Origin of the sequence: Promicromonospora panici (genome assembly GCF_900608595.1) — a bacterium.
Classification (GTDB): Bacteria; Actinomycetota; Actinomycetes; order Actinomycetales; family Cellulomonadaceae; genus Promicromonospora; species Promicromonospora panici.
In genome coordinates this window covers 1-24,917 of record NZ_UWYY01000004.1, presented here as the reverse complement: position 1 = coordinate 24,917, position 24,917 = coordinate 1, and the positions used below count along the sequence as shown (strand labels likewise).

Below are 24,917 nucleotides of genomic sequence, written 5' to 3'. Positions count from 1 at the left end.
GTGTCGGATCCTCGGAATTCGGGGGTATCTGCTGAAACTTGCAGAAAGCGTACGGGAGGATCCGACCCCGAAATGTCATGCGCCCCGACAAAGTGGTTGGCTGTGGGCGTGATCTTTGCGACTACCTGTTTGTTTTAGGCGCAACGATCGCGCCCACAACAAGGGACGGTGGGGTCAGGGGTGGCGGGTCGGGGCGGCGCCCGTCGAGCCTCGGACCACCAGTTCCGGGGTGAAGAGGAGCTCCGAGCGAGGTGCCCGCTCGCCGTGGATCTCGGTGAGCAGCGCGCTGACCGCCGCGTGCGCCATGTCGGCGACGGGCTGGCGCACGGTCGTCAGCGGCGGGTCGGTGAACGCGACCAGGGGGGAGTCGTCGTACCCCACGACGCTCACGTCGTCCGGCACGGACAGGCCGCGGGAGTGTGCGGCGCGGATCGCGCCGAGCGCCATCAGGTCGGATCCGCAGACGACGGCGGTGTGCCCGGAGTCGAACAGCTCGCCGGCCGACGCCTGGCCGCCCTCCAGCGTGTAGAGGGTGAGGGCCACGTGCTCGCGGGCCTCCGTCTCGTCGGCCGCGAGGCCGTGCCGCACGAGCTGGGCCGCGAACGCCTCGATCTTGCGCTTCGCCGGCACGAACCGGTCGGGGCCGATCGCCATGCCGATGCGGCGGTGGCCCAGCGCCACCAGGTGCCGGACGGAGAGCTCGACGCTGGCGGCGTCGTCGGGCGAGACGAACGGGGCGTCGATGCCTGCGGCGTACCCGTTGATCAGCACGATCGGCAGCCCCCGGCCGCGCAGCCGCTGGTAACGCTCGGTGGACGCCCGCGTGTCGGCGTGCTTGCCGGACACGAAGACGATTCCGTCCACCGCGTGGTCGATCAGGGTCTCGACGTACTCGTCCTCGGTGGTGCCGCCCGGCGACTGCGTGCACAGCAGCGGGGTGTAGCCGCGCGAGGCGAGCTGTGACTCGATGGCTTGCGCAAACGCGGGAAACACCGGGTTGGACAGCTCGGGGACCACCAGGCCGATGAGCCCCGCGGGGCGGGCGCGCAGCGCGGACGGGCGCTCGTAGCCCAGCACGTCCAGGGCGGCCAGCACCGCCTGGCGGGTCTCGCCGGCCACGCCGGGCTTGCCGTTGAGCACGCGCGACACGGTCGCGGTGGAGACCCCAGCCTGCTCGGCGAGGTCGGTCAGTCGGGTGCGCACGCCTGGCAGCCTAGGTGACATCTCACGTCCTCGTCCCCAGTGATTGGCGGGTGTCGGCACCCGCGGTCGCCGCCGTCGTCCATGACCGGCTGCAAGCGATGCTGAAACTTTATCGCAAGAACTTGCAAGATCGCTCAGCCAGGCCCTACGGTTCGGGTCATCAACCAGGCCCGACGTCGGGCCGCGAACCACCGGGAGTGACGATGCGACGGAGCATCCTGACCGCCGCTGCGCTGACCTCGACGCTGGCGCTGGCCGCCTGCTCGGGCGGCGCGGAGGAACCAGCGGGCGCGGAGTCGTCCGCGGCGCCCAACGGCGCGGGGGCGACCCTCACCGTCTGGGTCGACGAGACCCGCCAGGCCGCTGTCGAGGACGCCGCGGCCGGCTTCGAGGAGTCGACCGGCGCGGAGGTGGAGGTGGTTCTGAAGAACTTCGAGGACATCCGCCCCGACTTCCTGGCCCAGGTGCCCACGGGCAAGGGCCCGGACATCACGGTCGGCGCGCACGACTGGCTCGGCGAGCTCACGTCCAACGGCGTCGTCGCCCCGATCGAGCTCGGCGACACGGCCGCAGCGTTCGAGCCGGTCTCCGTCTCGGCCTTCACGCAGGACGGCCAGGTCTACGGCCTGCCCTACGCCGTCGAGAACATCGCGCTGATCCGCAACACCGAGATCGCCCCCGAGGCGCCCGCCACCTGGGACGACGCCATAGCGGCCGGCAAGGACGCCGGGACCAAGTACCCGCTGCTGATCCAGACCTCCACCGAAGGTGACCCCTACACCTACTACCCCCTGCAGATGTCGTTCGGCGCCCCGGTGTTCGAGCAGAACGCTGACGGCTCCTACGCGCCCGAGCTCGCGCTCGGCGGCGACGGCGGCACGAAGTTCGCGCAGTGGCTGGCGGACCAGGGCGAGGCCGGGACGCTGAGCACCGACGTCACCTACGACATCGCGGTGGCGGCCTTCGCCAAGGGCGAGTCGCCGTACATCGTGGGCGGGCCGTGGATGCTGGAGCAGTTCGGCGACCTCGACCTGGCGATCGACCCCATCCCGAGCGCCGGCGGCGAGCCCGCCCAGCCGTTCGTGGGCGTGGCCGGCTTCTACGTGAGCGCGCAGAGCGAGAACGCGCTGCTCGCCAACGACTTCCTGGTCAACCACATGGCCACCCCTGAGGCGCAGCTCGCGCTCTACGAGGCGGGTGACCGCCCGCCGGCCCTCATCGCGGCCGCCGACACCGCCTCCGAGGACCCGATCACCGCGGGCTTCCGTGCGGTCGGCGCCGACGCCGTCCCGATGCCGTCGCTGCCCGAGATGGGCGCCGTGTGGGCGTACTGGGGCGTCACGGAGGCCGCGATCGTCTCCGGCAAGTCCGACCCGGCCAAGGCCTGGGACAAGATGGTCTCCGACATCCAGGGCGAGATCGGCTGATGTCGCTGCCCGCGACCCTGGGCTCCGGCCGGACCGGCTGGAGCCCCGGGTTTCTCGTGAAGCTCGCCCTGATCGCGCTGGTCGACGCCCTCGGCGTTTACGCCGTCCTGGCCGCGTGGGGCGCCGGGTCGTGGGGCATCCTGGCGGCGATGGTGGCACTGCTGCTCGTGGCGAACTGGGCCTACTTCTCCAAGCGCGCGCTGCCGCTGAAGTACATCCTGCCGGGGCTCGCCTTCCTCCTCGTCTACCAGGTGTACGTCGTGGCCTACACCGGCTACGTCGCGTTCACCAACTACGGCGACGGGCACAACTCCACCAAGGAGCAGGCGATCGAGGCCCTCCTGGTGCAGAACGAGCGCCGGGTGGAGGGCTCGCCGTCGTCGCCCCTCACCGTGGTGGCGGACGGCGACGAGCTCGGCTTCGCGCTCGGATCACCGGACGGCGCGATGCAGGTGGGCACGGCCGATCAGCCGCTGGAGCCCGCACCGGACGCCACCGTGGAGGACGGCCGGGTTACCGCCCTGCCCGGGTACACGGTGCTGACCTACGCCGAGGTCCTGGAGAGTCAGCAGGAGGTCACCGACCTGCGCGTGCCCGTCTCCGACGACCCGACCGACGGCTCGATCCGCACCCAGGACGCCCGGACCGGGTACGTCTTCACGTCCACGCTGACCTACGACGCGCCGTCGGACACGATGACGGACACCGCGACCGGCGTGACCTACACGCCCAATGACGACGGCCAGTTCGAGGCCGCCGACGGCTCGACCCTGCCGGTGGGCTGGCGGGTGCTGGTCGGGCTGGACAACTTCGTCACGGCGTTCGGTGACGACCGGTACGCGGGCCCGTTCGGCAAGATCCTGCTCTGGACGTTCGCCTTCGCGGTGGTCTCCGTGGCGTCCACGTTCCTGCTCGGCCTGTTCCTGGCCATCGCGTTCAACGACGCGCGGCTGCGCGGCCGCCGGATCTACCGGACGCTGGTGATCCTGCCGTACGCGATCCCGGGGTTCCTCGCGGCCCTGCTGTGGTCGGGCCTGCTGAACCGGTCCTACGGTTTCGTCAACGAGGTGCTGCTCGGCGGGGCGCAGATCCCGTGGCTCACCGACCCGGTGCTCGCCAAGCTGGCGGTGCTCGGCGTCAACCTGTGGCTCGGCTTCCCGTACATGTTCCTGATCTGCACGGGCGCGCTGCAGTCCCTGCCGGGGGACGTGCTGGAGGCCGCGAGGATCGACGGCGCGGGACGGTGGCGCACCTGGCGGTCCATCACCCTGCCGCTGCTCCTGGTCGCCACGGCGCCGCTGCTCATCTCGTCGTTCGCCTTCAACTTCAACAACTTCACGCTGATCTACATGCTCACGGGTGGCGGGCCACGGTTCGACGACGCCTCGGTGCCGCTGGGGCACACCGACATCCTGATCTCGATGGTCTACTCGGTCTCCGGGCTCGACGGGACCGCCGCCAAGGACTACGGCCTGGCCAGTGCGCTGTCGATAGTCATCTTCGTGGTGGTCGCGACCATCTCCGCCCTCGCGTTCCGGCGCACCCGCTCGCTCGAGGAGATCGCCTGATGAGCACGACGTCCGCCCCGATGTCCCGCCCGCCATCCCTCGCCCGCCCGGCGGACCCGCCGCGCCGCCCCGCGCCGTCCCGCCGTCCGACGGCGGCCCGCTGGTTCTCCGACCTGGGCTGGCGCCACCTGGTCGGCGTGCTCGCCGTGGCCTACGCGGGCTTCCCGCTGGTCTACGTCGTCTCGGCCTCCCTGGCCGACGGCGGCACGCTGACCGGCTCCAACGACCTGTTCGCGTCGGTGTCCGGGGCGAACTACGTGGCCCTCGGCGGCACGCGGTTCTGGACCTGGATGGCCAACACGCTCGTGGTGGCGGTCGCCACCGGCGTCGGGACGGTGCTCATGGGCGCCGCCGCGGCGTACGCCTTCTCCCGGTTCCGGTTCAGCGGACGCCGGGTGGGGCTCACGGCCCTGCTCATCATCCAGATGTTCCCGCAGATGCTCGCGTTCGTGGCGATCTTCCTGCTGCTCATCTCGCTCGGGAACGTGGTGCCCGTGCTCGGCCTGGACTCCAAGCTGGCGCTGATCTGCGTGTACCTGGGCGGGGCGCTCGGGGTGAACACGTTTCTCATGTACGGGTTCTTCAACACGGTGCCGCGCGAGATCGACGAGGCCGCGAAGATCGACGGCGCCTCGCACGCGCAGATCTACTGGACGATCGTGCTGCGCCTGACCGCGCCGATCCTCGCGGTGGTGGGACTGCTCAGCTTCATCAGTACGTTCGGCGAGTTCATCATCGCGCGCGTGCTGCTGCAGTCGGAGGAGAACTGGACGCTCGCCGTCGGCCTCTACGGCTGGGTCTCGTCGCTGCAGGAGGCCAACTGGGGCCTGTTCGCGGCGGGCGCCGTCGTCTCGGCGGTGCCGGTGCTCGCGCTGTTCCTGTTCTTGCAGAAGTACATAGTGGGCGGCCTGACGGCGGGGTCGGTCAAGGGCTGACCAGCCGGTGGTGCAGCGCCAGGGCCGACAGGTCCGTCATCGACGCCACCTGGTCGACCACGATGCGGAGGCGGGCCGAGTCGTCCGGCGCGGCCCGCCAGTCCGCCGCGAACGGCGTCTCCAGGTTGTCGGGCGCGCGGTCGGCCAGCACGCGCACGAGGTCGGTCAGGATCTCCCGTTCCCGCAGGTACCGGGGCTCCTGGCCGCGCGGGGCCATGACGTAGGCGACGGCGATTCCCTTGAGCGCGAGGATCTCGTGCTCCGTGTCCGACGGCACGACCAGCCGCGCGGCGTAGCGCGTCAGGGGGCCCTGCCCGTACACCGCGCGCGTGCCCTCGATCGCGGCTCCGATGAACCGGCCGATGAGCTGGCTCGTCATGTCCTTGAGCGAGGCCAGCGCCCGGCGGGACCCGTCGAAGGCCCGTACCAGGTGCCCCTCGCCGCGCAGGTAGTCCTGCAGCCGCCCGAGCGCGGCGTCGATGGCGTCGACGGTGTACCACTCGCCGTACCAGTCCCGCACGTACTCGGCCACGCGCTGCCGTTCGTCGGCATCGGCCATGAGGTCGAGGTCGATCCGGCCGGCCACGACGCCGTCCTCGACGTCGTGCACCGAATAGCTGATGTCGTCGGCGAGGTCCATGACCTGGGCCTCGAGGCACTTGACGCCGTCCGGCGCGTCCTTACGGAGCCAGGTGAAGACGGGCAGGTCGTCCTCGTAGACGCCGAACTTGCGGCTCGCCGTGCCGTCGGGGCGAGCCGGGCCGGCGCCGTAGGCCCACGGATACTTGACGCTCGCGTCGAGGCTCGCGCGGGTCAGGTTGAGGCCGGCGGGCGTGCCGTCGTCGGCGAGCACCTTGGGCTCGAGCCGGGTCAGCAGGCGCAGGGTCTGGGCGTTCCCCTCGAAGCCGCCGATCGGTTCCGCGATCTCGGCGAGTGCGGTCTCGCCGTTGTGCCCGAAGGGCGGGTGCCCGAGGTCGTGCGTCAGGCAGGCGGTGTCGACGACGTCGGGGTCGCAGCCCAGCGAGCGGCCCATGCCACGGCCGACCTGGGCGACCTCGAGGGAGTGGGTCAGGCGTGTACGCACGAAGTCGTCGTGGCCCGCGCCGAGCACCTGCGTCTTGGCGCCGAGCCGGCGCAGCGCGGAGGAGTGCACCACGCGGCCGCGGTCACGTTCGAAGGGGGTCCGGGCCTGCGACTTGGGCGGTTCGGCCACCCAGCGTTCGACGTCGTGCGCGCTGTACGACGGCGGGATGCTCTTCCCAGGGGGTTGCTCCACGTGGCCACTCTAGTCACCGTGGCTGACATCCCCGGAATCCCGAGGGTGTGGCCATCAGCGGAGGCGGGCGCTGGGCACCGCCTCCGCCGCAGGTGCTACTTGTTGTTGCTGTACCAGCTCAGGCCACCGGGGAGGTTCAAGGAGTGCTTCTTGGTCTTCGAGTTCCAGGTCCAGGGACCGATCTTGAAGCTCATGGACGACAAGCCACGCTGCGTGATGTTGAACTTGAGCGGGCCGAGCGACAGCCGCTTGCGATACCGGATTCCCATGATCCTGACTTTCCTCCTCGGGTCGGGGCAAAGCGTACCGAACTGCGCTAGCCCGGCAAACCGAACACCGCCCGGGAATCGAGGCGGGCCGGGGTCAGTCGCGGGCGGCCACCCAGGCGTCGCTCGCCCGCTGCACGTCGTCGGCCGTGACCGACTCGGCCACCGTGACGAAGTACCAGCGGTGTCCGAACGGGCAGCGCACGGCCGCCTGCCGGAAACCCTCGAACCAGTCGGCCGGCTCGGCCAGGCTCGTCGCCCCGGCGCCGACCGCCCGGGCGTAGGCGGCATCGGCGTCCTCGACCGGGATCGTGAAGCTCGCGTGCGTGGGCGCGCCCGGTTCGGGCGCCACGGAGTCCGGCGGGAACGCGGCGGCGACGGTGAACGTGGACTCCCCGGCCGCGGACCGGAGGATCAGGTCGGAGTGGATCACGGCGTCGCCGGCCGTGATCACGTCGAGGGTCTCGGCGCCGAGCGCGGCCTCGTAGAAGTCGATGGCCGCGCGGGCGTCGCTCACGGAGATGTTGGGGTGCAGGGCTGAGTTCTTCATGTGACCGATGCTTCCGCCGCCCGGTTGTGCCAGTCTTGGAAGAATGCGACAGGTGTTCGACGGCGGCCCCGCCGTCACGCAGGCGCTCGAGACCGGCCCCACTCTTGGCATCGTGAACCCCGCGCGGGCGCGCGACCGGTTCGCGCTGGCGCGCGTCGAGCCGGCCGAGGACCTGAGTGACCTCGTGGACTGGCACTGGGTGATCACCTGGGACCTGCCGCCCGGCGTCACGTTCACGCAGACAGTGATGCCGCACCCCGTGGGCCACGTCGTCGCGGAGGAGACAGGCTTCCTCACCTACGCCATGCCCGCCGGGCTCTTCGAGCGCACGCTCGCCGGGACCGGCGGCGTCGTCGGCACCAAGCTGCGCCCCGGCGGCTACCGGGCCCTGCTCGGGCTCACGCACCCGGGCGAGCGCGGCGCCGTCGGCCCGGCCATGATCTTGGGCCCGACGGCGGCGCCCGCCGCCGCCGAGGCCATCGCCCAGGCGCGGGACGGCCGCCCGGACGCCGCCGTCCGGACCATCACCCCGCTGCTCCGGGCCGCCGCCGAGCGCGCCCTGACGTCCCGGTCGACCGCGGCGCTCGCCGCCCTGGCCGAGGCCTTCGCGATGATCGCCGACGCCGTCCCCGGCACGACCGTCGCGGCGCTCGCGGCCGGGCTCGGCACCACGCCGCGCTCGCTGCAGCGCCTGTTCGCCGACTGGGTGGGGGTGAGCCCGAAGTGGGTGCTGCAGCGGCACCGGGTGCACCTCGCCGCCGAGCTGCTGGGCCGCGACCCGGCCCTGGACCTGGCGGGGCTCGCGGCCGCCGTCGGCTACTACGACCAGGCGCACTTCACCGGGGACTTCGTGCGCGCGGTCGGCGTGGCCCCGGGGGAGTACGCCCGGAGCTGCGCCGCCGCTCGGGGCGCCTGAGCCCGCGACGCCGTCGGGGGTGTGGACGGCGGCACCGCCGCCCCGGCGCGCGAGCATAGACTTCAGGGCGTGGCCGGGCTGATCAGACGTGAGGATGTGGACCTCGTCCGCGAGCGCGCGCGGATCGACGAGATCGTCTCGGCGCACGTGACCCTCAAGCCCGCCGGGGTGGGCGCGTTGGTGGGCCTGTGCCCCTTCCACGACGAGCGCAGCCCCAGCTTCAACGTGCGGCCCAGCGTCGGGCGGTACCACTGCTTCGGGTGCGGCGAGGGCGGCGACGTCATCGAGTTCGTCATGAAGATGGACGGGCTGAGCTTCACCGAGGCCATCGAGTACCTGGCGGGCAAGACCGGCGTGCAGCTGCGCTACGAGGAGGGCGGTTCGGCCCGTCCGCGCGAGGAGCCGGGCAAGCGCCAGCGCCTGCTGGAGGCCAACCGGGTCGCCGCGGAGTTCTACGCCGAGCAGCTCATGGGCCCCGACGCCGCCGCGGCGCGCGCGTTCCTCGCCGAGCGCAGCTTCGACCGGGCCGACGCCGAGCGGTTCGGCGTGGGGTTCGCCCCCAAGGGCTGGGACGCGCTGCAGCGCCACCTGCAGGGCCGCGGCTTCACGCAGGCGGAGCTGGTCGCGAGCGGGCTGATGTCGCAGGGCCAGCGCGGTATCTACGACCGGTTCCGCGGCCGGGTCATGTGGCCCATCCGTGACGTGACGGGTGCCGTGATCGGCTTCGGCGCGCGCCGCCTGTTCGAGGACGACCAGGGGCCCAAGTACCTCAACACCCCCGAGACCAGCCTCTACAAGAAGTCGCACGTGCTGTACGGCATCGACCTCGCCAAACGGGAGATCGCCAAGGGCAAGCGTGTGGTGGTGGTCGAGGGGTACACGGACGTCATGGCCGCGCACCTGTCCGGCGTGACGACGGCGGTGGCCACGTGCGGTACGGCCTTCGGTGCCGACCACGCCAAGGTGGTGCGGCGCCTGCTCGGCGACACGACGGCGGGCGGCGGCCTCCAGCTCAAGTCCGGTGCGTCGCTCGGCGGCGAGATCATCTTCACGTTCGACGGCGACGCGGCCGGTCAGCAGGCGGCGGTGCGCGCGTACGGCGAGGACCAGCGGTTCTTCGCCCAGACGTTCGTCGCGGTCGAGCCCAGCGGGATGGACCCGTGCGACCTGCGCATGGCGAACGGCCCGGAGGCCGTGCGGGCACTGGTGGACGGCCGGGTCCCGCTGTTCCAGTTCGTGGTGCGCAGCAAGCTCGACGAGTTCGACCTGAACACGGCGGAGGGCCGGGTCGGCGCCCTGCGCGCCGCCGCACCGATCATCGCGGGTATCCGGGACACTGCGCTGCGTCCCGAGTACGCGCGTCTGCTGGCGGGCTGGATCGGCACTGACGAGCGCGCCGTCGCGCGGGAGGTGTCGCGTGCGGCGAGCACGCCGTCGCTCCGCGAGGCACCCCCGACGCAGGGCGCGCGCGGTGGGCAGGACGGGGACGGTCGGCCGTCGGGCTCGAGCGAGCGACCGACGACGGGCGGCGTTCCCCAGCTGCCCGCCCCCGATCCGCGCGACCCGGTGGCCCGCGACGAGCGGCTCGCGCTCGTGGCCGTGCTGCAGTACCCGCAGCACGTGCCCGCGTCGTTCGACACGCTGGGCGAGGACGCGTTCTCCGTACCCGCCTGGCGGGCCGTGCACACGGCGATCCGGGCGGCCGGGGGAGCGGCGGCCGGGCGTGACGTGTCCGCGGCGCAATGGGTCGGCGCAGTGCTGGAGCAGGCCTCGGAGACGGTGGCGGGCATCGTCACGCAGCTGTCGGTGGCATCGCTCCCCGAGGACCGGGAGGCGGCCGTCCCCGCGTTCGTCGAGGGGGTCGTGCACCGTGTGCTCGACATGGGGCTGATGCGGCGGGTCGCCGACGCGCGCAGCCGCCTGCAGCGCCTCGACCCGGCGGACACCGAGACCTACCAGGCGGCGTTCGAGGAGCTCCTGAGGATCGAGGCCGAACGCCGCACCCTCCGCGAGAGCGCCAGCGCCTGACCGTCAGGAGGGGTGGTCGGCGGCCAGCAGGTGGCCGTCCAGCGAGGCTGCGGCGACCAGGCCTGACGCCGCCGCCGTGAGCACCGACGCGAGCGGCATCGGCGTCGCCGACGTGTGCGCCATGTCGCCCGCGGCGAACACCCCCGGCACGCTCGTACGCCCCGTCGCGTCGACCTCGACGGCGCCCGACGGCAGGAGGCCCAGCCCGAGCTGCTCCGCGAACGGGGCGCGCTGGCCGAGCTCGGCGGCGACGAACACGCCGCCCACCTCCTCGTCGGGACCATCGGCGAACGACACGGTGGCCCCTGCGGCGCTCGGCATCAGCTCCTTGACGGCTTGGAGTCGGACCGCGACCCCGGCGTCGTCGAGCTGGGCACGGATGGCCGGGTCGAGCTCGCCGCCGTCGGCCCGCGCATCGGGGCCGAGCTCGACCCGGAACTCGTCGCCGTCCCGCCCGACGGCGGACGCCGCCGTCCCCCGGACGGTCACCGTCGTGTAGGCGGCGAGCTCGGCGCGGGCCGCCGCGCGGAACTCGGCCGGCGGGGTGCCGTCGTGCGTCACGAAGTTGTGCATGTGCTCGGCGGGCGCGTTGCGGTACTCGCCCGAGTCGAGCAGCAGCGTGCGGCGGTGCATGCGGCCGAGCGTGAGCGCGGCCTGCAGCCCGGCCGGGCCGCCGCCGATCACGACGTCGCCGGCTGAGCGTCCTTCGGGTTGTCGCGCGGGAGCAGGAGCACGGTGCCGATCATCAGCACCGCGGTGCCGACCACGCACCAGAACACGAGGTGCATGGCGGTGGCCAGGCCCGGGCCTTCGGGCGTCCCGTCCGCCCCGACCGTGGTCACGGCGTTGACGACGGCGCCGAGCGCGGCGACGCCCACCGCCTGCCCGATCGACCGGGAGAACATGTTGGTGGCCGTCACCGCGCCGCGCTCGTTCCAGCCCACGCTGTGCTGTGCGGCCAGCAGCGTCGGCACGGCCACGAGGCCCATACCCAGCCCGATCACGAAGACAGCGGCGGAGATGTGCCAGACCTGGGAGCCGGTGCCGAGGCCGAGCGTGAGCAGGGCGCCGAGCAGGACGATCACCGCGCCGATGACGGCGGTCCAGCGGAACCCGATCGCCAGGTAGACCCGGCCGGACAGCGTGGCCGCCAGCGGCCAGCCGACCAGGAGCGCGGCCAGCGCGAAGCCCGCCACGAGCGGCCCGACGCCGAGCACGCCCTGCGCGTAGATGGGCACGTACGTGGACAGGCCGAGCGTGATGACGCCGACCGCCAGCCCGGCCGCCGTCGACGCCCCGACCACCCGGCGCCGCAGCAGGCCCAGGTCGAAGATCGGGTGCGCGCTCCTGCGGGCGGACACGACGAACCCCGCGAGCAGCACCGCCGCGGCGACGAAGATCCCCACCGACTCCACCGACGCCCAGCCCCACGCGTGCCCGCCCTCGAGCAGGCCCAGCACCAGGGCCGTGCTCCCGCCCGTCAGCAGGACGGCGCCGAGGTAGTCGATCGGCTCGCGCTCACCCTCGCGCGCCTTCTCCTGGAACCGGCGCCAGAGGACGACGGCCGCGACGGCGGCGATCGGCACGTTGACCCAGAAGATCCAGCGCCAGCTGACGAACTGGCTGAACACGCCGCCGAGGGTGGGGCCGAGAACCGACGACGCGGCCCACACGCTCGCGAGGTAGCCCTGGATCTTGGCGCGCTCGGCGAGGCTGTAGATGTCGCTGGCGATGGTCATGGACATCGGCAGGATCGCGCCGGCGCCCAGGCCCTGCAGCACGCGGAACCAGATGAGCGCGGGCATGCTCCAGGCGACGGCGCACAGCACCGAGCCGAGCAGGAACAACCCGATCCCGAGCATCATCACGCGCTTGCGCCCGAACACGTCCGCCAGGCGGCCGTACAGGGGGACGGTCACGGCCTGCGCCAGCGTGTACGCCGAGAACAGCCACGGGACCTGCTCGAACGCCCCGAGCTCGCGCGCGACGGTGGTCGAGGCGGTCGCGAGGATCGTGACGTCCAGCGCGACGAGCGAGGTGGAGAGCATCAATGCGCCGAGGATCGGGCCCCGGTCGCCGCGCAGCCCGAGCCGCGTGTCCGTGGTGCTGGTGGATGGTGCGGTCATGTCTGGGGCTCCCGGGTGTGCTGCACGACACATACAAAGTTGCCTGGGGCACCACATATTCCCGGTGCCCCGCTCCGCTGCCTACTTCTGGCGGTTGCCCGGCCAGCCCTCCGGGAGCGGTCCGTGCCCGCGGTCGGGCACGGACTCGGCGACGCGGCCGATCGTGTCCAGAAAGGCACCGACGTCCGCCTCCTCTGTGCCGATCGCGTTCCGCAGCGTCCGGTCGAACCCGATCGCCGCGGACTTGAGCTCTTGATAGAGCCTCTCACCCGCCTCGGTGACCTCGATGCGCTGCACCCTGCGGTTCGACTCCTCGCGGGTGCGGACCACGAGCCCGCGGTCCTCCATGCCGCGCAGGTGGTGCGTCAGGGTGGCCTCGCGGATGCCGACGGCGTACGCGAGCTCACGCTGGGTGGCCGGCGTGCCCTGGTGCAGCGCGAGCAGGATGTGCCAGACCTGCCAGCTGCCGCCGTGCTCGGAGAGCAGCGCGTCGAACGCGCGCATGACGCGCTGCACGGACTGCCACATCGTGGGCACGACCGGGAGCAGCCCGGGCCGGCTCGGCCGTGCCGGGTGATTCGTGCCGCCTGGTTCGCCGTCGGGCTGCCCGCTTGATTGCATGGACCGAGGGTAGTTCGGCCGACGCCGAAATGCATTGACGGCTAATGCTTAGATCTCTAACGTTAGCCACGGCAAGCTCGGTATCTACTCGGAGGCGCAACGATGGCCACGCAAGGAACCAACACCAGCACACAGCTCTCGCCCGAGGCGCTCGACGGCGCCCTGGCCCCGCTCGCGGCCGCGCTCGGCGACCGCCTGCTCACGCCGGGCGACGCCGGATTCGCCGAGGCGGCGACCGTGTTCGTCGGCGGCCCCGAGCGGACGCCGGCCGCGGTCGCGCGCGTCCGGAACACTGACGAGGTGGTCGCGGCGCTCGCCGTCGCGCGCGAGACGGGCCTCCCGCTCGCAGTGCGCAGCGGCGGCCACCACCAGGCCCGGCACGGGATCGTCGACGGCGGCCTCGTGCTCGACCTGCGCCTCATGGACCGCGTCGAGATCGACGAGGCGGCGGGCGTCGGGCACGCGCAGGGCGGCGTCCTCGCCGGTGCGTACACCGCCGCGGCCGGCGCCCACGGCCTGGCCACCGGGTTCGGCGACACGGGAACGGTCGGCGTCGGCGGCATCACGCTCGGCGGGGGGATCGGCTTCCTCAGCCGGCACGACGGCCTCACCGTCGACAACCTGCTGGGCGCCGAGGTGGCGCTCGCGGACGGCCGGGTGGTGCAGGCGAACGCCGACGAGAACCCCGACCTCTACTGGGCGCTGCGTGGCGGGGGCGGCAACTTCGGCGTCGTGACCCGCCTGGACCTGCGCCTGCGCGAGCTGGGCACGATCACCGGCGGGATGATGATCTGGGAGCCGACGCCAACGGCGCTCACCACTGTGCTGCGGGCGTTCGCCGAGGGGCCCGACGAGTTCGGGGGCATGGTGAACGTGATGCTCGCCCCGCCCGCGCCGATGATCCCGGCCGAGCTGCACGGCAAGCCGATCGTCATGGCGCTGCTGGTCCACTCGGGCACCGCCGCGGAGGCGGACGACGTGCTCGCCCCGCTGCGTGCGCTCGGGCCGGTGCTCGACGGTGTCCAGGCGATGCCTTACCCCGCGATGTTCGAGGGTGCGGGCGGTCCGCCGCCCGGCGCGATGGGGGACACGCGGACCGGATTCATCGGCGAGGGCACGTGGTCGCCCGACGAGACCTGGGCCGCGGCGGCCATCGATGCCGTGTCCGGGGCGGGCGGCCCCGCCGCACTGAACATCCGGGCCATGGGCGGTGCGATCGGGCGGGTCGACCCGGCGGCGACGGCCTTCGCACACCGGGACCCGGCCTTCATGATCGTCGTCTTCAGGGGCGCGCTCGCCGTCGAGGAGCTGCCCGCGGCGAGCGAGTGGGTGGCGTCGACCGCGGAGGCGCTCGGCGTCAGCGAGCGTGGCTACGTCAACTTCATGGGGGCCGCCACGGAGCAGGACGTCCGCAACGCCTACCCCGAGGCGACCCTGGCCCGGCTGCGCGAGGTGAAGCGGACGTACGACCCGGCCAACCTGTTCGCGTCGAACCACAACGTGGCGCCCTGATCGCTTAATCGATACGGAGGATTGTCCCCGCCTTCGTCGGGCTCCGAGGATCGAGCACACCGATCTCACGGAGTACCCGACGAAGGAGTTGGACGTGACTCTCTACCAGACACTCGGCCGGGTCCGGGCGACGGCGCTGGTCGCCGCCCTGGGTCTGCTGGCCGCGGCGGCGATCGTCGTCGTGCAGCCGAACCCGCCCGCCGCGTTCGCCCACGGCGGCCTCACCTACCCCGCCACCCGCACCTACGCGTGCTACGTGGACGGGATCGAGAACGGGCAGGGCGGGGACCTGAACCCGCAGAACCCGATGTGCCAGAACGCGCTGGCGGTGAACGGCAACTACCCGTTCTACAACTGGTTCGGCAATCTGCTCAGCAACGCGAACGGGCAGCACCAGGAAGTCGTCCCGGACGGGCACCTGTGCGGCCCGCAGGAGTCGTTCTCCGCCTTCCGTGAGCCCGGCACCCAGTGGCCGACGACGGCGCTCACGGCCGGCCAGACGATCACCTTCCAGTACAACGCCTGGGCCAGGCACCCGGGCACCTGGTCGCAGTACATCACCAAGGACGGCTGGGACCCGGACCAGCCGCTCGCCTGGGACGACCTCGAGCCCGTGCCGTTCAACGAGGTGACCGACCCGCCCCTGCGCCCGGGCGGCCCGCAGGGTGACGAGTACTACTGGGACGCGACGCTGCCGAACAAGTCCGGCCGCCACATCATCTACTCGATCTGGACCCGGTCGGACAGCCCGGAGGCGTTCTACAACTGCGCGGACGTGGTCTTCGGCTGAGGTGAGCTGCGCCGGGCTGGGCTGGGCTGGCCCGCAGGAAAATGCCTACGCCCGGGGAGGGGTAACGGACAGGTAGCAATGCTCCTTCTCCGTTACCTCTCCCCGGGCGCATACGTTCCCCCGAGGGCAGGCAGGTGCTGCCGCCGCGTCGAACCGGGCTACGGCACCGTGTAGCCCGCCGTGCGGAACATCTCGTACCACTCCGCGCGGGTCAGCGGCACGTCCGAGCCGAGGGCGGCGCCCGCCACTCGATCCGGGTTGGTCGTACCGAGCACTACCTGCATCTGCGCCGGGTGGCGCGTGATCCAGGCGGTCGCGACGGCGATCGCCGGCACGTCGTACTTCGCGGCGAGCCGGTCGATCACGGCGTTCAGCTCGGGGTAGTCCGGCGAGCCGAGGAACACCCCGTTGAAGAACCCGGCCTGGAACGGCGACCAGGCCTGCACCGTGATGTCGTTCAGGCGGCAGTAGTCGAGCGTGCCGGAGTCGCGGCTGATCGACTGGTCCAGCGCCTGCATGTTCGCGGCCACACCCTGCGCCACGAGCGGGGCGTGCGTCACCGACAGCTGGAGCTGGTTGGCGACGACCGGCTGCGACACGGACTTGCGGAGCAGCTCGATCTGGCCCGGCGTGTGGTTGGAGACGCCGAACGAGCGCACCTTGCCCGACGCCGACAGCTCGTCGAACGCGCGCGCCACCTCGTCGGGCTCGACGAGCGCGTCCGGGCGGTGCAGCAGCAGGATGTCGATGTAGTCGGTGCCGAGCGCGGCCAGCGAGCCGTTCACGGACTCGATGATGTGCTCGTACGAGAAGTCGAAGTACGGCCCCTCGCGCACGATGCCGGCCTTCGTCTGGAGCACGATCTGCTCGCGCTCGGACGACGTCAGCTGCATCGCCTCCGCGAACCGCTTCTCGCAGCCGTGCGGGCCGGAGCCGTACACGTCGGCGTGGTCGAAGAACGAGATCCCGGCGTCCCTGGCTGTCTTGACCAGGGTGCGCACCTCCTCGTCCGTCTTCTCCTGGATCCGCATGAGCCCCAGGACGACGTTCGGGACGGTGAGCTCCGTCCCGGGCAGGGTGAAGGTCTTCAAGGCAGTTTTCTCCTGTGGTGGTGAGGTGAGCCGGACCGGCTCAGGCTGCGTCCGCGGACAGCCGCGCGACCTCGTCGTCGGTGAGCTGGAGCTCCGCCGCCGCGGCGGAGTCGGTGATGCTGGCAGGCCGCGACGACCCGGGGATCGGCACGACGACGGGCGCCAGCGCCAGCTCCCAGGCCAGCGTCACCTGGAACGGGGAGACGCCGTGCGCCTCGGCCACCTCGAGGAACGCCGAGTACTCGGCGCCCAGCTCGCCCGAACGGGCCAGCGAGATACCACCGAGCGGGCTCCAGGGCAGGAACGCGATGCCCAGCTCCGCGCACAGCTCGAGCTCGGGCTGCGAGGAGCGGAACCGCGGCGAGAACTGGTTCTGCACCGAGACGAGGCGGCCGCCCAGGATGTCCTGCGCCTGCCGGATCTGGTCCGGGTTCGCGTTGGAGATGCCCGCCATCTCGATGACGCCGTCGTCGAGCAGGTCGCGGATGGCGCCCACGGAGTCGCCGTAGGGCACGTTCGGGTCGGGCCGGTGGAACTGGTAGAGGCCGATGGCCTCGACCCCGAGCCGCTTGGCCGACGCCTTCACGGCCTCCTTGAGGTACTCGGGCCGTCCGTCCTTGGTCCAGGACCCGTCCCCGGGACGCAGGTGCCCGCCCTTGGTCGCCACGAGGACGCCGGAGGTGTCGCCGCCGTAGGAGCGCAGAGCCTCGGCGATGAGCTCCTCGTTGTGGCCCACCTCGTCGGCGTGCAGGTGGTAGGCGTCAGCGGTGTCGATGAGGGTGACGCCGGCGTCGACGGCGGCATGGATCGTGGCGATCGAGCGGTCGCGGTCGGGCCGGCCCTCGATGGACATCGGCATGCCGCCGAGGCCGATCGCGGAGACGGCACGGCCGCCGATGGTGCGCTGCTGCATGAGTTGCCTCTCGTGTCACAACGGGGTTCGGAACCGAGACTAGAAAGCGATAACCTAGAAGTCCAACAACTCCCCATCATTATTCTTAGAACTGGTATTGATAAATGGAACTGCGTCAGATGGAATACCTGGTCGCGCTCGCGGACGAGCGCCAGTTCACCCGTGCCGCCGAGGTCACCGGCGTCTCCCAGTCCGGACTGTCCGCCGCGATCCGCAACCTCGAGGTCGAGCTGGGCACCAAGCTGTTCACCCGGACCACACGCAAGGTCGAGCCCACCGAGGCCGGCCTGGCGCTGCTGCCCTTCGCCCGGTCCATGCTCTCCTCCGCGACGGAGGCGCGCGACGCGGTGGTCCAGGTCTCGCGCGAGCTCGCCGGGACGCTGCGGGTCGGGGCGGAGCAGTGCCTCGGCGTCGTCGACGTCTCCTCGCTGCTCGAACGCTTCCACCGCCGCTACCCGCGGGTAGAGATCGCGTTCACCCAGGCGGGCTCGCACGAGCTGCTGGCCGACGTGCGCGACGGCGACCTCGACGCCGCGTTCGTCGCGACGCCCGACCACGTGGGCGTGCTGCCGCGGACCGTGCTAGGCCAGGAGCCCGTGGTCCTGCTGTGCCCGCCGGAGCACCCGCTGGCGTCCCGCCCAGGCGTGGACCGGGACGAGCTGGGCGGTGAGAGCTTCATCGACTTCCACGCGTCCTGGGCGGTGCGCCAGCTCAACGACGACGCGTTCGCCGCGCAGGGCGTGCACCGCCGGGTGCGGTTCACCGTCAACGACGTGCACACCTTGCTCGACCTGGTCGACCGCGGCCTCGGCGTCGCGCTCGTGCCGCGGCACGTCGCGGCCAAGCCGCAGGCCGCCCGGCTGGTGGCGGTGCCGGTCGCGCCCGACGGCGCAGCGGACTGGGTGGTCTCGGTCGTCACCAATTCGGGGGAACGCTCGGACTCGCCGGCGCCGCACCTAGTGGAGCTGCTCGACGACGCCCCGGCCTGTATCGGGGTGCCGGCCAGCTAGCGCCCCGGAAAGTGCCGGGGCGTTTTCGGTCGTCGCCGAAGGATCTTGTCGTCAGGCGGACACGCTGGTCTCGTTGTGGCCGGAACGGCGGTGAGTTCACCGTCGGTGGATCGTCGAACCGTGCAGGAGGCGCGCATCGGGCGTGCCGCTCACCGAGGAGCGACTCAATGAAGCATGTACGTTCGGTGGCCGTGGCATCGGCCCTCGCCCTGACCATGACGGCATCGGCCCTGCCCGCCGCTGTCGCGGAGCCGGTGTCCGGCGAGGTCGTCGAGTACACCGGAACGATCGACGGCGCGGACTTCCGAGCTCTCGTACCGGACGACTGGAATGGCACCCTCGTGCTGTTCGCCCACGGCTACTTCCCCACGCAGTTCGCGCAGCTGGGTTTCGAGGTCCCTGACCAGCTCGCCAACAACCCCCGTACCGAGGAGTGGCTGACGAGCCAGGGCTACGCGCTCGCCGGCTCGATGTTCGGCGACGACGGATTCGGCTACACGCTGCCCGACGCCGTCGACCACCAGGAGAACGTCCTGGACTGGTTCGCAGACGAGATCGGCGAGCCGGACACGACGCTCGCGAACGGGCAGTCCTTCGGTGGCGGGATCGCGGCCCTGCACGCGGAGCAGGACCCGCGGGTGGACGGCCTGCTCGGGACGTCCGCCGGATTCGACCCGGTCGGCGGCTGGGACGCCGCCCTCGACGTGCAGTACGCGGCGATGACCCTCCTGTTCGACGACCTGGTGGACGAGAACGGCAACCCGGTCGAGATCGTGAACCCGACCGACCCGGAGGCTTCGCAGGCCGCCCTGACCGGCGCCGCGTACGAGGCGCTGGGCGAGCCCGAGGCGTTCGACCCCGAGGCGAACGCCCGCATGGCCCTGGCAGGATCGCTGGTCCAGGTCCCCGCCTGGTTCGACTTCGCGAGCCCTCGCCCGGAGGACCCGCTGGAAGCCGCCCACGCGCTGAGCGAATGGGTCGTGAACGCCTACCTCAACGGGCACGGGCCCGCGGACCGCGCGCACATCGCCGAGACGTTCGGCGGGAACCCGTCGACGAACGCCGGCGTCGACTACCACGCGCTGTTCCACCGCTCCGCGGAACGCCGGACCGTGGAAGCGGCGTACGAGGCGGCGGGCCTGGGCAAGGACCGGCTCCGGGCGGACCTCGACGCCCTGGACGCCGGGACGCGGCACGACGCCGATCCCGTCGCGCGGGCGCGGATGGCCGCGCACACCGCCTCCGGTGATCTCGACGTCCCGATCCTCACGGTGCACGCCACCGGCGACGGTGGCGCCCCGGCGGCGGACATCCGCTCCTACACCGACCACGTCCGCGCCGAGGGCGGGGACATCCGCAACCTGTGGGTCGCGCGCGGCGGGCACCCGACCGTGACCGCGGCGGAGGAGATCGTCGCGGTCCAGGCTCTCGAACGGCGTGTGCGGACGGGCACCTGGCCGCCGCTCAACCCACGCGCCACGGGCAGGTCTGCCGCCGCTCTGCCACCGGAGACCCAGGTCGTGGCGACGTGGGACGAGAGCTTCGAGACGATCTTCGTGGACACCGACGCGGAGTTCACCCGGTACGTCCCGCCGCGCGCACCCCGCGCGACGTACTGACGAGGCGTTCCGCACGGCGGGTGCACGGCCCCGTAGTTCAGGGTCGCGGGCGCAGGCGCTTCGGGAGCTTCGCCACGACGGCGGTGTACGAGATGTCGACCAGCTCGTCGACCTCGTCGTCGGGCACGACGCCGTCGTCGTGGCGCACGGTGATCCAGCCGTTCCGGCCGATGTACGCCATCGTCGAGACGTGATCCGGGTAGCGGACGTACCACTCGCGGGCCTCGTCGGTGGATCGGGCCACCTTCACGCCGAGCGTCTCGGCGCCCACGAACGCGAAGATCTTGCCACCCACCTTCATGACGCCGCCGCCCTCGTCCCAGGGGTCGGTGTCCTCGGCCCCGGGCAGCGCGAGGCACAGGTCCAGTAGCTCGGCGGATTTCATGGCGACCACGGTATCCAGTTCGGCGGGCGTGGGCCCATCCTGAGGGGTCAGCAGGTGGCCGTCAGGGACAGCCAGTCGGCGCGGTCGTTGTAGCCGCCGTCGCCCGCGTCGCCCACACGCAAGGTCAGGTCGCGGACGGCGGTCACGTCGACGTCGAAGGGGACCTCCGTGCCGCGCGTCACGACGCCGCTCGACCAGAGCGTCTCGCCGTCGCCGACCACCTCGAAGGTCGCGGTGCCGCCCTCCGGTCCGACGTTGTTCACGACGTCGTCGATGCCGACGCCGCCCGTGAGCCGGGTGCATCCACCACCCAGGTAGTACCGGATCCGGGACGGGCTGGCGACGCCGACCCCCGTCGGGTGCACCGTGCCGGCCACCGTGAGCGGCGAGCCGCCGCCCACGCTCTCGTCCACGGTCGGCTCCATCCAGCCGCTGCTCGCGCTCACCCACGCGTGTCGCGACAGCACGACGCCGGTGCCGGAAGGCGCCGCGGGGGCGACCGTCACGCGAGACGGAGGCGTCGTGCCGGCCGGGCTGCTCGCGTACGTGACCGTCGCGGCGACGTCGTAGCCGCCCGTGCCGGTGCCCGGCGGGACGTCCACGGTGAACGCGACCGTGGCCGAGTCGCCGGGGCGCACCACGCGCGGTGCCGGGCCGGCCGGGCTGACGACCCAGCTCTCGGGTGCCGTGAGCTCGACCGAAGGACGGCGGACCGGCGTGCTGCCGTCGTTGTGCAGCGTCACCTCGGTCGTGAGCCGGTCGCCGGCGGCGGCCAGGAGGTCGGTGGTCGGCGCGACGTCGTCCGTCCCGACGGCGGTGAACGTCGGCGGGGCGGCGACCAGGCGCGGGACGCCGTCGGCCCGGCTCGGCGTGATCCGCAGCAGGGCGGCCCCGTGCGCCGGAACCGCGGCGCGGACCGTGCCCGCCGACTGCGTGCGGGCATCCGTCCATGTGTCCAGCACGGCGAACGACCGGCCGCGCAGCCCCAGGTCGCGCGCGGTGGTCGAGACCTCGGCGGGCCGGTCGCCGCGGTTCAGCAGCGCGACGGCGACCGAGCCGTCCGCCAGCGGCTTGGCCCAGGTCTCCGTGGTGCCGGCCGCGCCCACGCGCGTGCCCTGGATCCCGAGCGGGTCCTGGTCGATGGCCAGCACGTCGTCGTCGAGCAGGATGTCCAACGACTCCTGGCTGAGCGTGCGCGGGTCGCTGGAGATGATCAGCGGCGCCGCCGCGATGGTCCAGAGCGACATCTGGGTGCGGAACTCCTCGGTGGTCATGCCGAGCTCCGGGCCCAGGTAGTCCGGGTCGCTGAAGTGCCCGGGACCTGCGACCTCTGGGTGCCGCGCGTTGGCGTCGAAGTTGCGCAGCACGTCCTTGAACTGGATCTGCCCCACGAATCCGACGTCCGTGTAGGTGCGCCAGGACTCCGCGATGTCCGGCGCGTACGTCCAGGACCAGGTGGACTGCTGCTCCTCGGGGTAGTCGCCCCAGTCCGGGGAGGTGACCGGGTTGCAGAGGTTGAAGATCATCGGCCGGCCCGAGCTGTTGTTCCGCAGCGCCTCGGCGAACGCGGTGAACGCGGTCTCCGGGTCGAGGTCCGCGGTGATGCCGCACAGGAAGTCGACCTTGACGGCGTCGTACCCCCACTCGGCGAAGGTGTCGGCGTCGGTCTGGTAGTGGCCGCCGCTGCCGAGGCCGCACGTCCCGGGGATGTACGGGCCGGCGTCGGTATAGATGCCGGCGCGCAGGCCGCGGTCGTGGATGGCGTCGGCCAGCGCAGCCATGCCGTCGGGGAACCGCTCAGGGTCGCCCTGCAGGCGGCCGTCGTCGCCGCGGGGCACGTCGGCCTGCCAGCCGCCGTCGAGCCACACGATGTCGTAGCCCGCCTCGGCCAGGCCGGACGAGACCAGGAAGTCGGCCACGTCCAGCACCTCGTCGGCGCCGAAGTCGCCGCCGAGGCCGTAGTAGGTGTTCCAGCCCTGGTAGGGCGTGGGGCTCGGGCTCGACGGCGGCTGCCCGACGGCGGGGGCGGGGCCAGGCGCGGACGCCGCGGCGCCGGCCGCCAGGCCCGTCGCGGCCAGGGCTGTGGTGAGCAGGGCGGCACACGTCCTCGCCGCCCAGGTACGTACGGTGAACATCCAGGTCTCCTGACGTCGTCGTCGGTTCGGCGGATGCCGAAGGAGGAACCTGCTCAGCAAAGCGTGCACCGACGGCGCCGCGGAATGCAGAACCCGACGCCCTTACCTGGATGATCCGACGAGCGGCGCGAAGAGTCAGCGCCCGCGGCGGAAGTCTGTGGGGCTGCACGAGTGGACGCTGCGGAACTGGCGCGAGAAGTAGAACGGGTCCGGGTAGCCGACCGACCGCGCGATGTCGGCGACCGGCAGCTCGGTGGTGATGAGCAGCTCGCACGCGCGCGCCATCCGCAGCCGCTTGACGTACTCGACGACGCCGCCGCCCGTCGCCGCCCGGAAGCGGGCGGAGAAGTGCGAGGTGCTCAGGCCGAACCGGCGGGCCAGTTGCGCCACCTCGACGACGGTGTCCAGGTGCGTACGCAGGTACTCCTGCGCGGCCCGGATGGGCTCGCCGCGGACCGGGCTCCCGGCGGCGGCGTCGGCCCCGATCTGGGCGAGCACCGACCAGGCGGCGCCCGCGCAGCGCAGCAGGCTGGGGTAGGTCTCGTCCGTCTCGAGCGCGTCGACCACGCGTTCGAGGTCGGCCACCACGCGGACCAGGTCGTGCACCTCGACGACGGCGACGTCGTCCGGTCCGGCGCGTCCGGCCAGGTGGCGCTCGAACTCGTCCGCGTCGGGCCCACGGGCGTGCATCCACCAGATCGTCCATGGATCGTCGTCGTCCGCCCAGTACTCGTGGGGCACGCCGGAGGGGATGACGAGGGCCTCGGCGGCCGCGATCCGGTGCAGGCCGCCCGGCGTGCGGCACCACCCGCGCCCGGCGGCGGACACGATGACGATGGTGCCGATGGCGCCGTTCCTGCGCACCCGCCCGTGGTTCGTGGCATGTGGAAAATAGCCCGCGTCCGTGACCAGCAGCCGGGAGGTCGGCCCCGTCGCCGACGCCGCGCGCGACACCGCGGACGGCAGCACCCGCAGGCGCTGTCCCGGGAAGCCGTCGCGGATTCGCACCCTTGGAGCGTAGCCCCACGGTCGGGCACGCGGAAGCGGGCGAGTCACCGAGCGGCGGATCGTCGGATCGTCCAGGCAAGTGAGTCGATACGTGCTTCCCGGGGCCCGCCCCGGGTTCGTAGCGTCGGTCACATGCTCGATGTGGAGTCCGTGCTCGACCTTCCTGACCGGCCCGACGACCTGGGCGGCCGGGCCGCGGCCGCCTGGGTGGCGCCGCTCACCCTGACCACGTACGAGCCCCTTCCCCCCGACCGGTTCCCGGCGTACCTCGACCGCAGGGTGTACCAGGGGTCGTCCGGCCGGGTGTACCCGCTGCCGTTCCACCACCAGATCGCGGACGAGTCTCACCAGCGGGAATGGCGCGCGGTGCACCTGGAGAACGAGTGGCTGCGCATCGTGGTGCTGCCGGAGCTCGGCGGCCGCATCCACGTGGCCCGCGAGCGCGCCGGCGGCCAGGACTTCTTCTGGACCAACCCGGTGATCAAGCCGGCGCTGGTGGGCCTGGCAGGCCCTTGGGTGGCCGGCGGCGTGGAGCTGAACTGGCCGCAGCACCACCGCCCGGCGACCTACCTGCCGGTGGACGTCGAGATCGAGGAGGAGCCGGACGGCGCCGTCGTCGTCTGGTGCTCCGACCACGACCCGTTCACCCGGATGAAGGGCATGCACGGGGTGCGGCTGCGTCCCGACAGCGCGGTGCTGGAGCTGACGGTGCGGCTGTACAACCGCAGCGAGCTGCCGCAGTCGTTCCTGTGGTGGGCCAACGTCGCGGCCAAGGTCGATGACGACTACCAGTCGTTCTTCCCGCACGACGTGACGTACGTGGCCGACCACGCGCGGCGCGCGGTGACCGCGTTCCCGCAGGCGGACCGCCCCTACTACGGCGTCGACTACCCGGCGCTGGCCGATGAGGTCCGCACGGCGGCCGGCGGCGTGGAGCTCACCGGCGACCGGCTCGACTGGTACCGCAACATCCCGGTACCGACGTCGTACATGGTCCTGCACAGCTCCGATGAATTCTTCGGCGGGTACGACCACGCGGCGGGGCTCGGGTTCGTGCACGTCGCGGACCGCGCGCTCTCCCCGGGCAAGAAGCAGTGGACCTGGGGCAACGCCCCGTTCGGGCACGCCTGGGACGAGAACCTGGCCGACGACGACTCCCACTACGTCGAGCTGATGGCCGGCGTGTTCACGGACAACCAGCCGGACTTCGCCTACCTCGCCCCGGGCGAGACCAAGGTGTTCTCCCAGTTCTGGTACCCGTTCCGCGAGGTCGGGCCGGTGGACCGGGCCACCCTGGACGCCGCCGTCCGCCTGGAGCGGCTGCGTACCCGCTCGGGTACGACGGCGCGGACCGGCGTCGTCGTGTCGCGTCCCCTGGCGGGGGTCGAGGTGACGCTGTCGGCGGGCGGTCGGGTGATCGCGGCCGACGTCGTGGACGCCGACCCGGCGCGCCCGGCTCAGCTGGCGCACGACCTGCCCGCGGAAGTCGGGCCGCTCACGGTGACGGTGAGCCACGAGGGGCGCGAGCTCGTGACGTG

22 protein-coding genes are annotated in these 24,917 nt (G+C 72.1%); 10 read left to right on the top strand and 12 right to left on the bottom strand.

The genetic code is table 11. The features are described 5' to 3' along the window. Nucleotides 1-174 precede the first annotated feature (174 nt). Complete coding sequence (locus EW117_RS05280) at nucleotides 175-1,224, bottom strand: LacI family DNA-binding transcriptional regulator (protein ID WP_129784443.1); 1,050 nt, start codon at nucleotides 1,222-1,224, stop codon at nucleotides 175-177. Between the two features lie 182 nt (nucleotides 1,225-1,406). Between EW117_RS05280 and EW117_RS05275 the strand changes: the two genes are divergently transcribed. From EW117_RS05275 to EW117_RS05265, 3 genes are read left to right on the top strand one after another with little or no spacing between them, the layout of a single operon-like run. After that, nucleotides 1,407-2,630: a sugar ABC transporter substrate-binding protein gene (locus EW117_RS05275; protein WP_129784441.1), complete on the top strand. Its 1,224-nt coding sequence runs from the start codon at nucleotides 1,407-1,409 to the stop codon at nucleotides 2,628-2,630. Beyond that, nucleotides 2,630-4,198 (top strand): ABC transporter permease subunit, encoded by a 1,569-nt coding sequence (locus tag EW117_RS05270; RefSeq protein ID WP_129784439.1) that lies wholly within the window; start codon nucleotides 2,630-2,632, stop codon nucleotides 4,196-4,198. Before EW117_RS05275 ends, EW117_RS05270 begins: the two co-directional genes overlap by 1 nt. Beyond that, nucleotides 4,198-5,133, top strand: coding sequence for a sugar ABC transporter permease (locus tag EW117_RS05265; protein ID WP_242504098.1), 936 nt, complete (start codon nucleotides 4,198-4,200; stop codon nucleotides 5,131-5,133). Before EW117_RS05270 ends, EW117_RS05265 begins: the two co-directional genes overlap by 1 nt. Here the strand turns inward: EW117_RS05265 and EW117_RS05260 are convergent. The 3 genes from EW117_RS05260 to EW117_RS05250 form a co-directional block, all read right to left on the bottom strand. Further along, the gene (locus EW117_RS05260; RefSeq protein ID WP_129784437.1) at nucleotides 5,123-6,409 is read right to left on the bottom strand and encodes a deoxyguanosinetriphosphate triphosphohydrolase; all 1,287 of its coding nucleotides are present in this window, start codon (nucleotides 6,407-6,409) and stop codon (nucleotides 5,123-5,125) included. The two genes, EW117_RS05265 and EW117_RS05260, sit on opposite strands and share 11 nt — an antisense overlap. Before the next feature lie 95 nt (nucleotides 6,410-6,504). Further along, a complete protein-coding gene (locus EW117_RS05255; RefSeq protein WP_129784435.1) occupies nucleotides 6,505-6,678 on the bottom strand; it encodes a DUF4236 domain-containing protein in 174 nt (57 codons plus the stop codon). Nucleotides 6,679-6,772: 94 nt separating this feature from the next. After that, complete coding sequence (locus EW117_RS05250) at nucleotides 6,773-7,225, bottom strand: VOC family protein (protein ID WP_165362494.1); 453 nt, start codon at nucleotides 7,223-7,225, stop codon at nucleotides 6,773-6,775. 43 nt (nucleotides 7,226-7,268) lie between these two features. On the opposite strand from EW117_RS05250, the gene EW117_RS05245 reads away from it, so the two are divergent. Further along, nucleotides 7,269-8,141 (top strand): helix-turn-helix domain-containing protein, encoded by an 873-nt coding sequence (locus EW117_RS05245; RefSeq protein ID WP_165362492.1) that lies wholly within the window; start codon nucleotides 7,269-7,271, stop codon nucleotides 8,139-8,141. A 69-nt stretch (nucleotides 8,142-8,210) separates the two neighbouring features. Next, nucleotides 8,211-10,169, top strand: a complete 1,959-nt coding sequence (gene dnaG / locus EW117_RS05240; protein ID WP_129784429.1) for a DNA primase — start codon at nucleotides 8,211-8,213, stop codon at nucleotides 10,167-10,169. Nucleotides 10,170-10,172: 3 nt separating this feature from the next. Here the strand turns inward: dnaG and EW117_RS05235 are convergent, their stop codons facing one another. The 3 genes from EW117_RS05235 to EW117_RS05225 all read right to left on the bottom strand — a co-directional run bounded on the left by EW117_RS05235 (nucleotide 10,173) and on the right by EW117_RS05225 (nucleotide 12,916). Then, nucleotides 10,173-10,853 carry an FAD-dependent oxidoreductase gene (locus EW117_RS05235; protein ID WP_242504097.1) on the bottom strand — a complete coding sequence of 227 codons (681 nt, stop codon included), beginning with the start codon at nucleotides 10,851-10,853 and terminating at the stop codon, nucleotides 10,173-10,175. Beyond that, on the bottom strand, nucleotides 10,850-12,295 hold the full coding sequence (locus EW117_RS05230; protein WP_129784427.1) for an MDR family MFS transporter: 1,446 nt from the start codon (nucleotides 12,293-12,295) through the stop codon (nucleotides 10,850-10,852). The genes EW117_RS05235 and EW117_RS05230 overlap by 4 nt, the downstream gene beginning before the upstream one ends. Nucleotides 12,296-12,376: 81 nt before the next feature. Then, complete coding sequence (locus tag EW117_RS05225; RefSeq protein WP_129784425.1) at nucleotides 12,377-12,916, bottom strand: MarR family winged helix-turn-helix transcriptional regulator; 540 nt, start codon at nucleotides 12,914-12,916, stop codon at nucleotides 12,377-12,379. A gap of 102 nt (nucleotides 12,917-13,018) precedes the next feature. Here EW117_RS05225 and EW117_RS05220 point away from each other — a divergent pair, with 102 nt between their 5' ends. Then, nucleotides 13,019-14,428 carry an FAD-binding oxidoreductase gene (locus tag EW117_RS05220; RefSeq protein ID WP_129784423.1) on the top strand — a complete coding sequence of 470 codons (1,410 nt, stop codon included), beginning with the start codon at nucleotides 13,019-13,021 and terminating at the stop codon, nucleotides 14,426-14,428. Between the two features lie 94 nt (nucleotides 14,429-14,522). Beyond that, on the top strand, nucleotides 14,523-15,218 hold the full coding sequence (locus tag EW117_RS05215; protein ID WP_207211759.1) for a lytic polysaccharide monooxygenase auxiliary activity family 9 protein: 696 nt from the start codon (nucleotides 14,523-14,525) through the stop codon (nucleotides 15,216-15,218). 158 nt (nucleotides 15,219-15,376) lie between these two features. Here EW117_RS05215 and EW117_RS05210 read toward each other — a convergent pair whose 3' ends face one another. Both EW117_RS05210 and EW117_RS05205 read right to left on the bottom strand, forming a co-directional pair. After that, the gene (locus tag EW117_RS05210; RefSeq protein WP_129784422.1) at nucleotides 15,377-16,309 is read right to left on the bottom strand and encodes an aldo/keto reductase; all 933 of its coding nucleotides are present in this window, start codon (nucleotides 16,307-16,309) and stop codon (nucleotides 15,377-15,379) included. A gap of 40 nt (nucleotides 16,310-16,349) precedes the next feature. Then, nucleotides 16,350-17,222, bottom strand: a complete 873-nt coding sequence (locus tag EW117_RS05205; protein ID WP_129784420.1) for an aldo/keto reductase — start codon at nucleotides 17,220-17,222, stop codon at nucleotides 16,350-16,352. A gap of 104 nt (nucleotides 17,223-17,326) precedes the next feature. Here EW117_RS05205 and EW117_RS05200 point away from each other — a divergent pair, with 104 nt between their 5' ends. Then, on the top strand, nucleotides 17,327-18,232 hold the full coding sequence (locus tag EW117_RS05200) for a LysR family transcriptional regulator (RefSeq protein ID WP_165362490.1): 906 nt from the start codon (nucleotides 17,327-17,329) through the stop codon (nucleotides 18,230-18,232). A 167-nt stretch (nucleotides 18,233-18,399) separates the two neighbouring features. Beyond that, the gene (locus EW117_RS05195; RefSeq protein WP_129784418.1) at nucleotides 18,400-19,851 is read left to right on the top strand and encodes a hypothetical protein; all 1,452 of its coding nucleotides are present in this window, start codon (nucleotides 18,400-18,402) and stop codon (nucleotides 19,849-19,851) included. Nucleotides 19,852-19,888: 37 nt separating this feature from the next. Here EW117_RS05195 and EW117_RS05190 read toward each other — a convergent pair whose 3' ends face one another. The 3 genes from EW117_RS05190 to EW117_RS05180 all read right to left on the bottom strand — a co-directional run bounded on the left by EW117_RS05190 (nucleotide 19,889) and on the right by EW117_RS05180 (nucleotide 23,379). Next, nucleotides 19,889-20,236, bottom strand: a complete 348-nt coding sequence (locus EW117_RS05190) for an MmcQ/YjbR family DNA-binding protein (protein ID WP_129784416.1) — start codon at nucleotides 20,234-20,236, stop codon at nucleotides 19,889-19,891. Between the two features lie 47 nt (nucleotides 20,237-20,283). Continuing rightward, complete coding sequence (locus EW117_RS05185; protein ID WP_129784414.1) at nucleotides 20,284-22,371, bottom strand: NPCBM/NEW2 domain-containing protein; 2,088 nt, start codon at nucleotides 22,369-22,371, stop codon at nucleotides 20,284-20,286. Nucleotides 22,372-22,506: 135 nt separating this feature from the next. Continuing rightward, the gene (locus EW117_RS05180; protein ID WP_242504096.1) at nucleotides 22,507-23,379 is read right to left on the bottom strand and encodes an AraC family transcriptional regulator; all 873 of its coding nucleotides are present in this window, start codon (nucleotides 23,377-23,379) and stop codon (nucleotides 22,507-22,509) included. A 132-nt stretch (nucleotides 23,380-23,511) separates the two neighbouring features. On the opposite strand from EW117_RS05180, the gene EW117_RS05175 reads away from it, so the two are divergent. Beyond that, a partial coding sequence (locus tag EW117_RS05175) for a DUF5107 domain-containing protein (protein WP_165362488.1) occupies nucleotides 23,512-24,917 on the top strand: 1,406 nt, incomplete at its 3' end.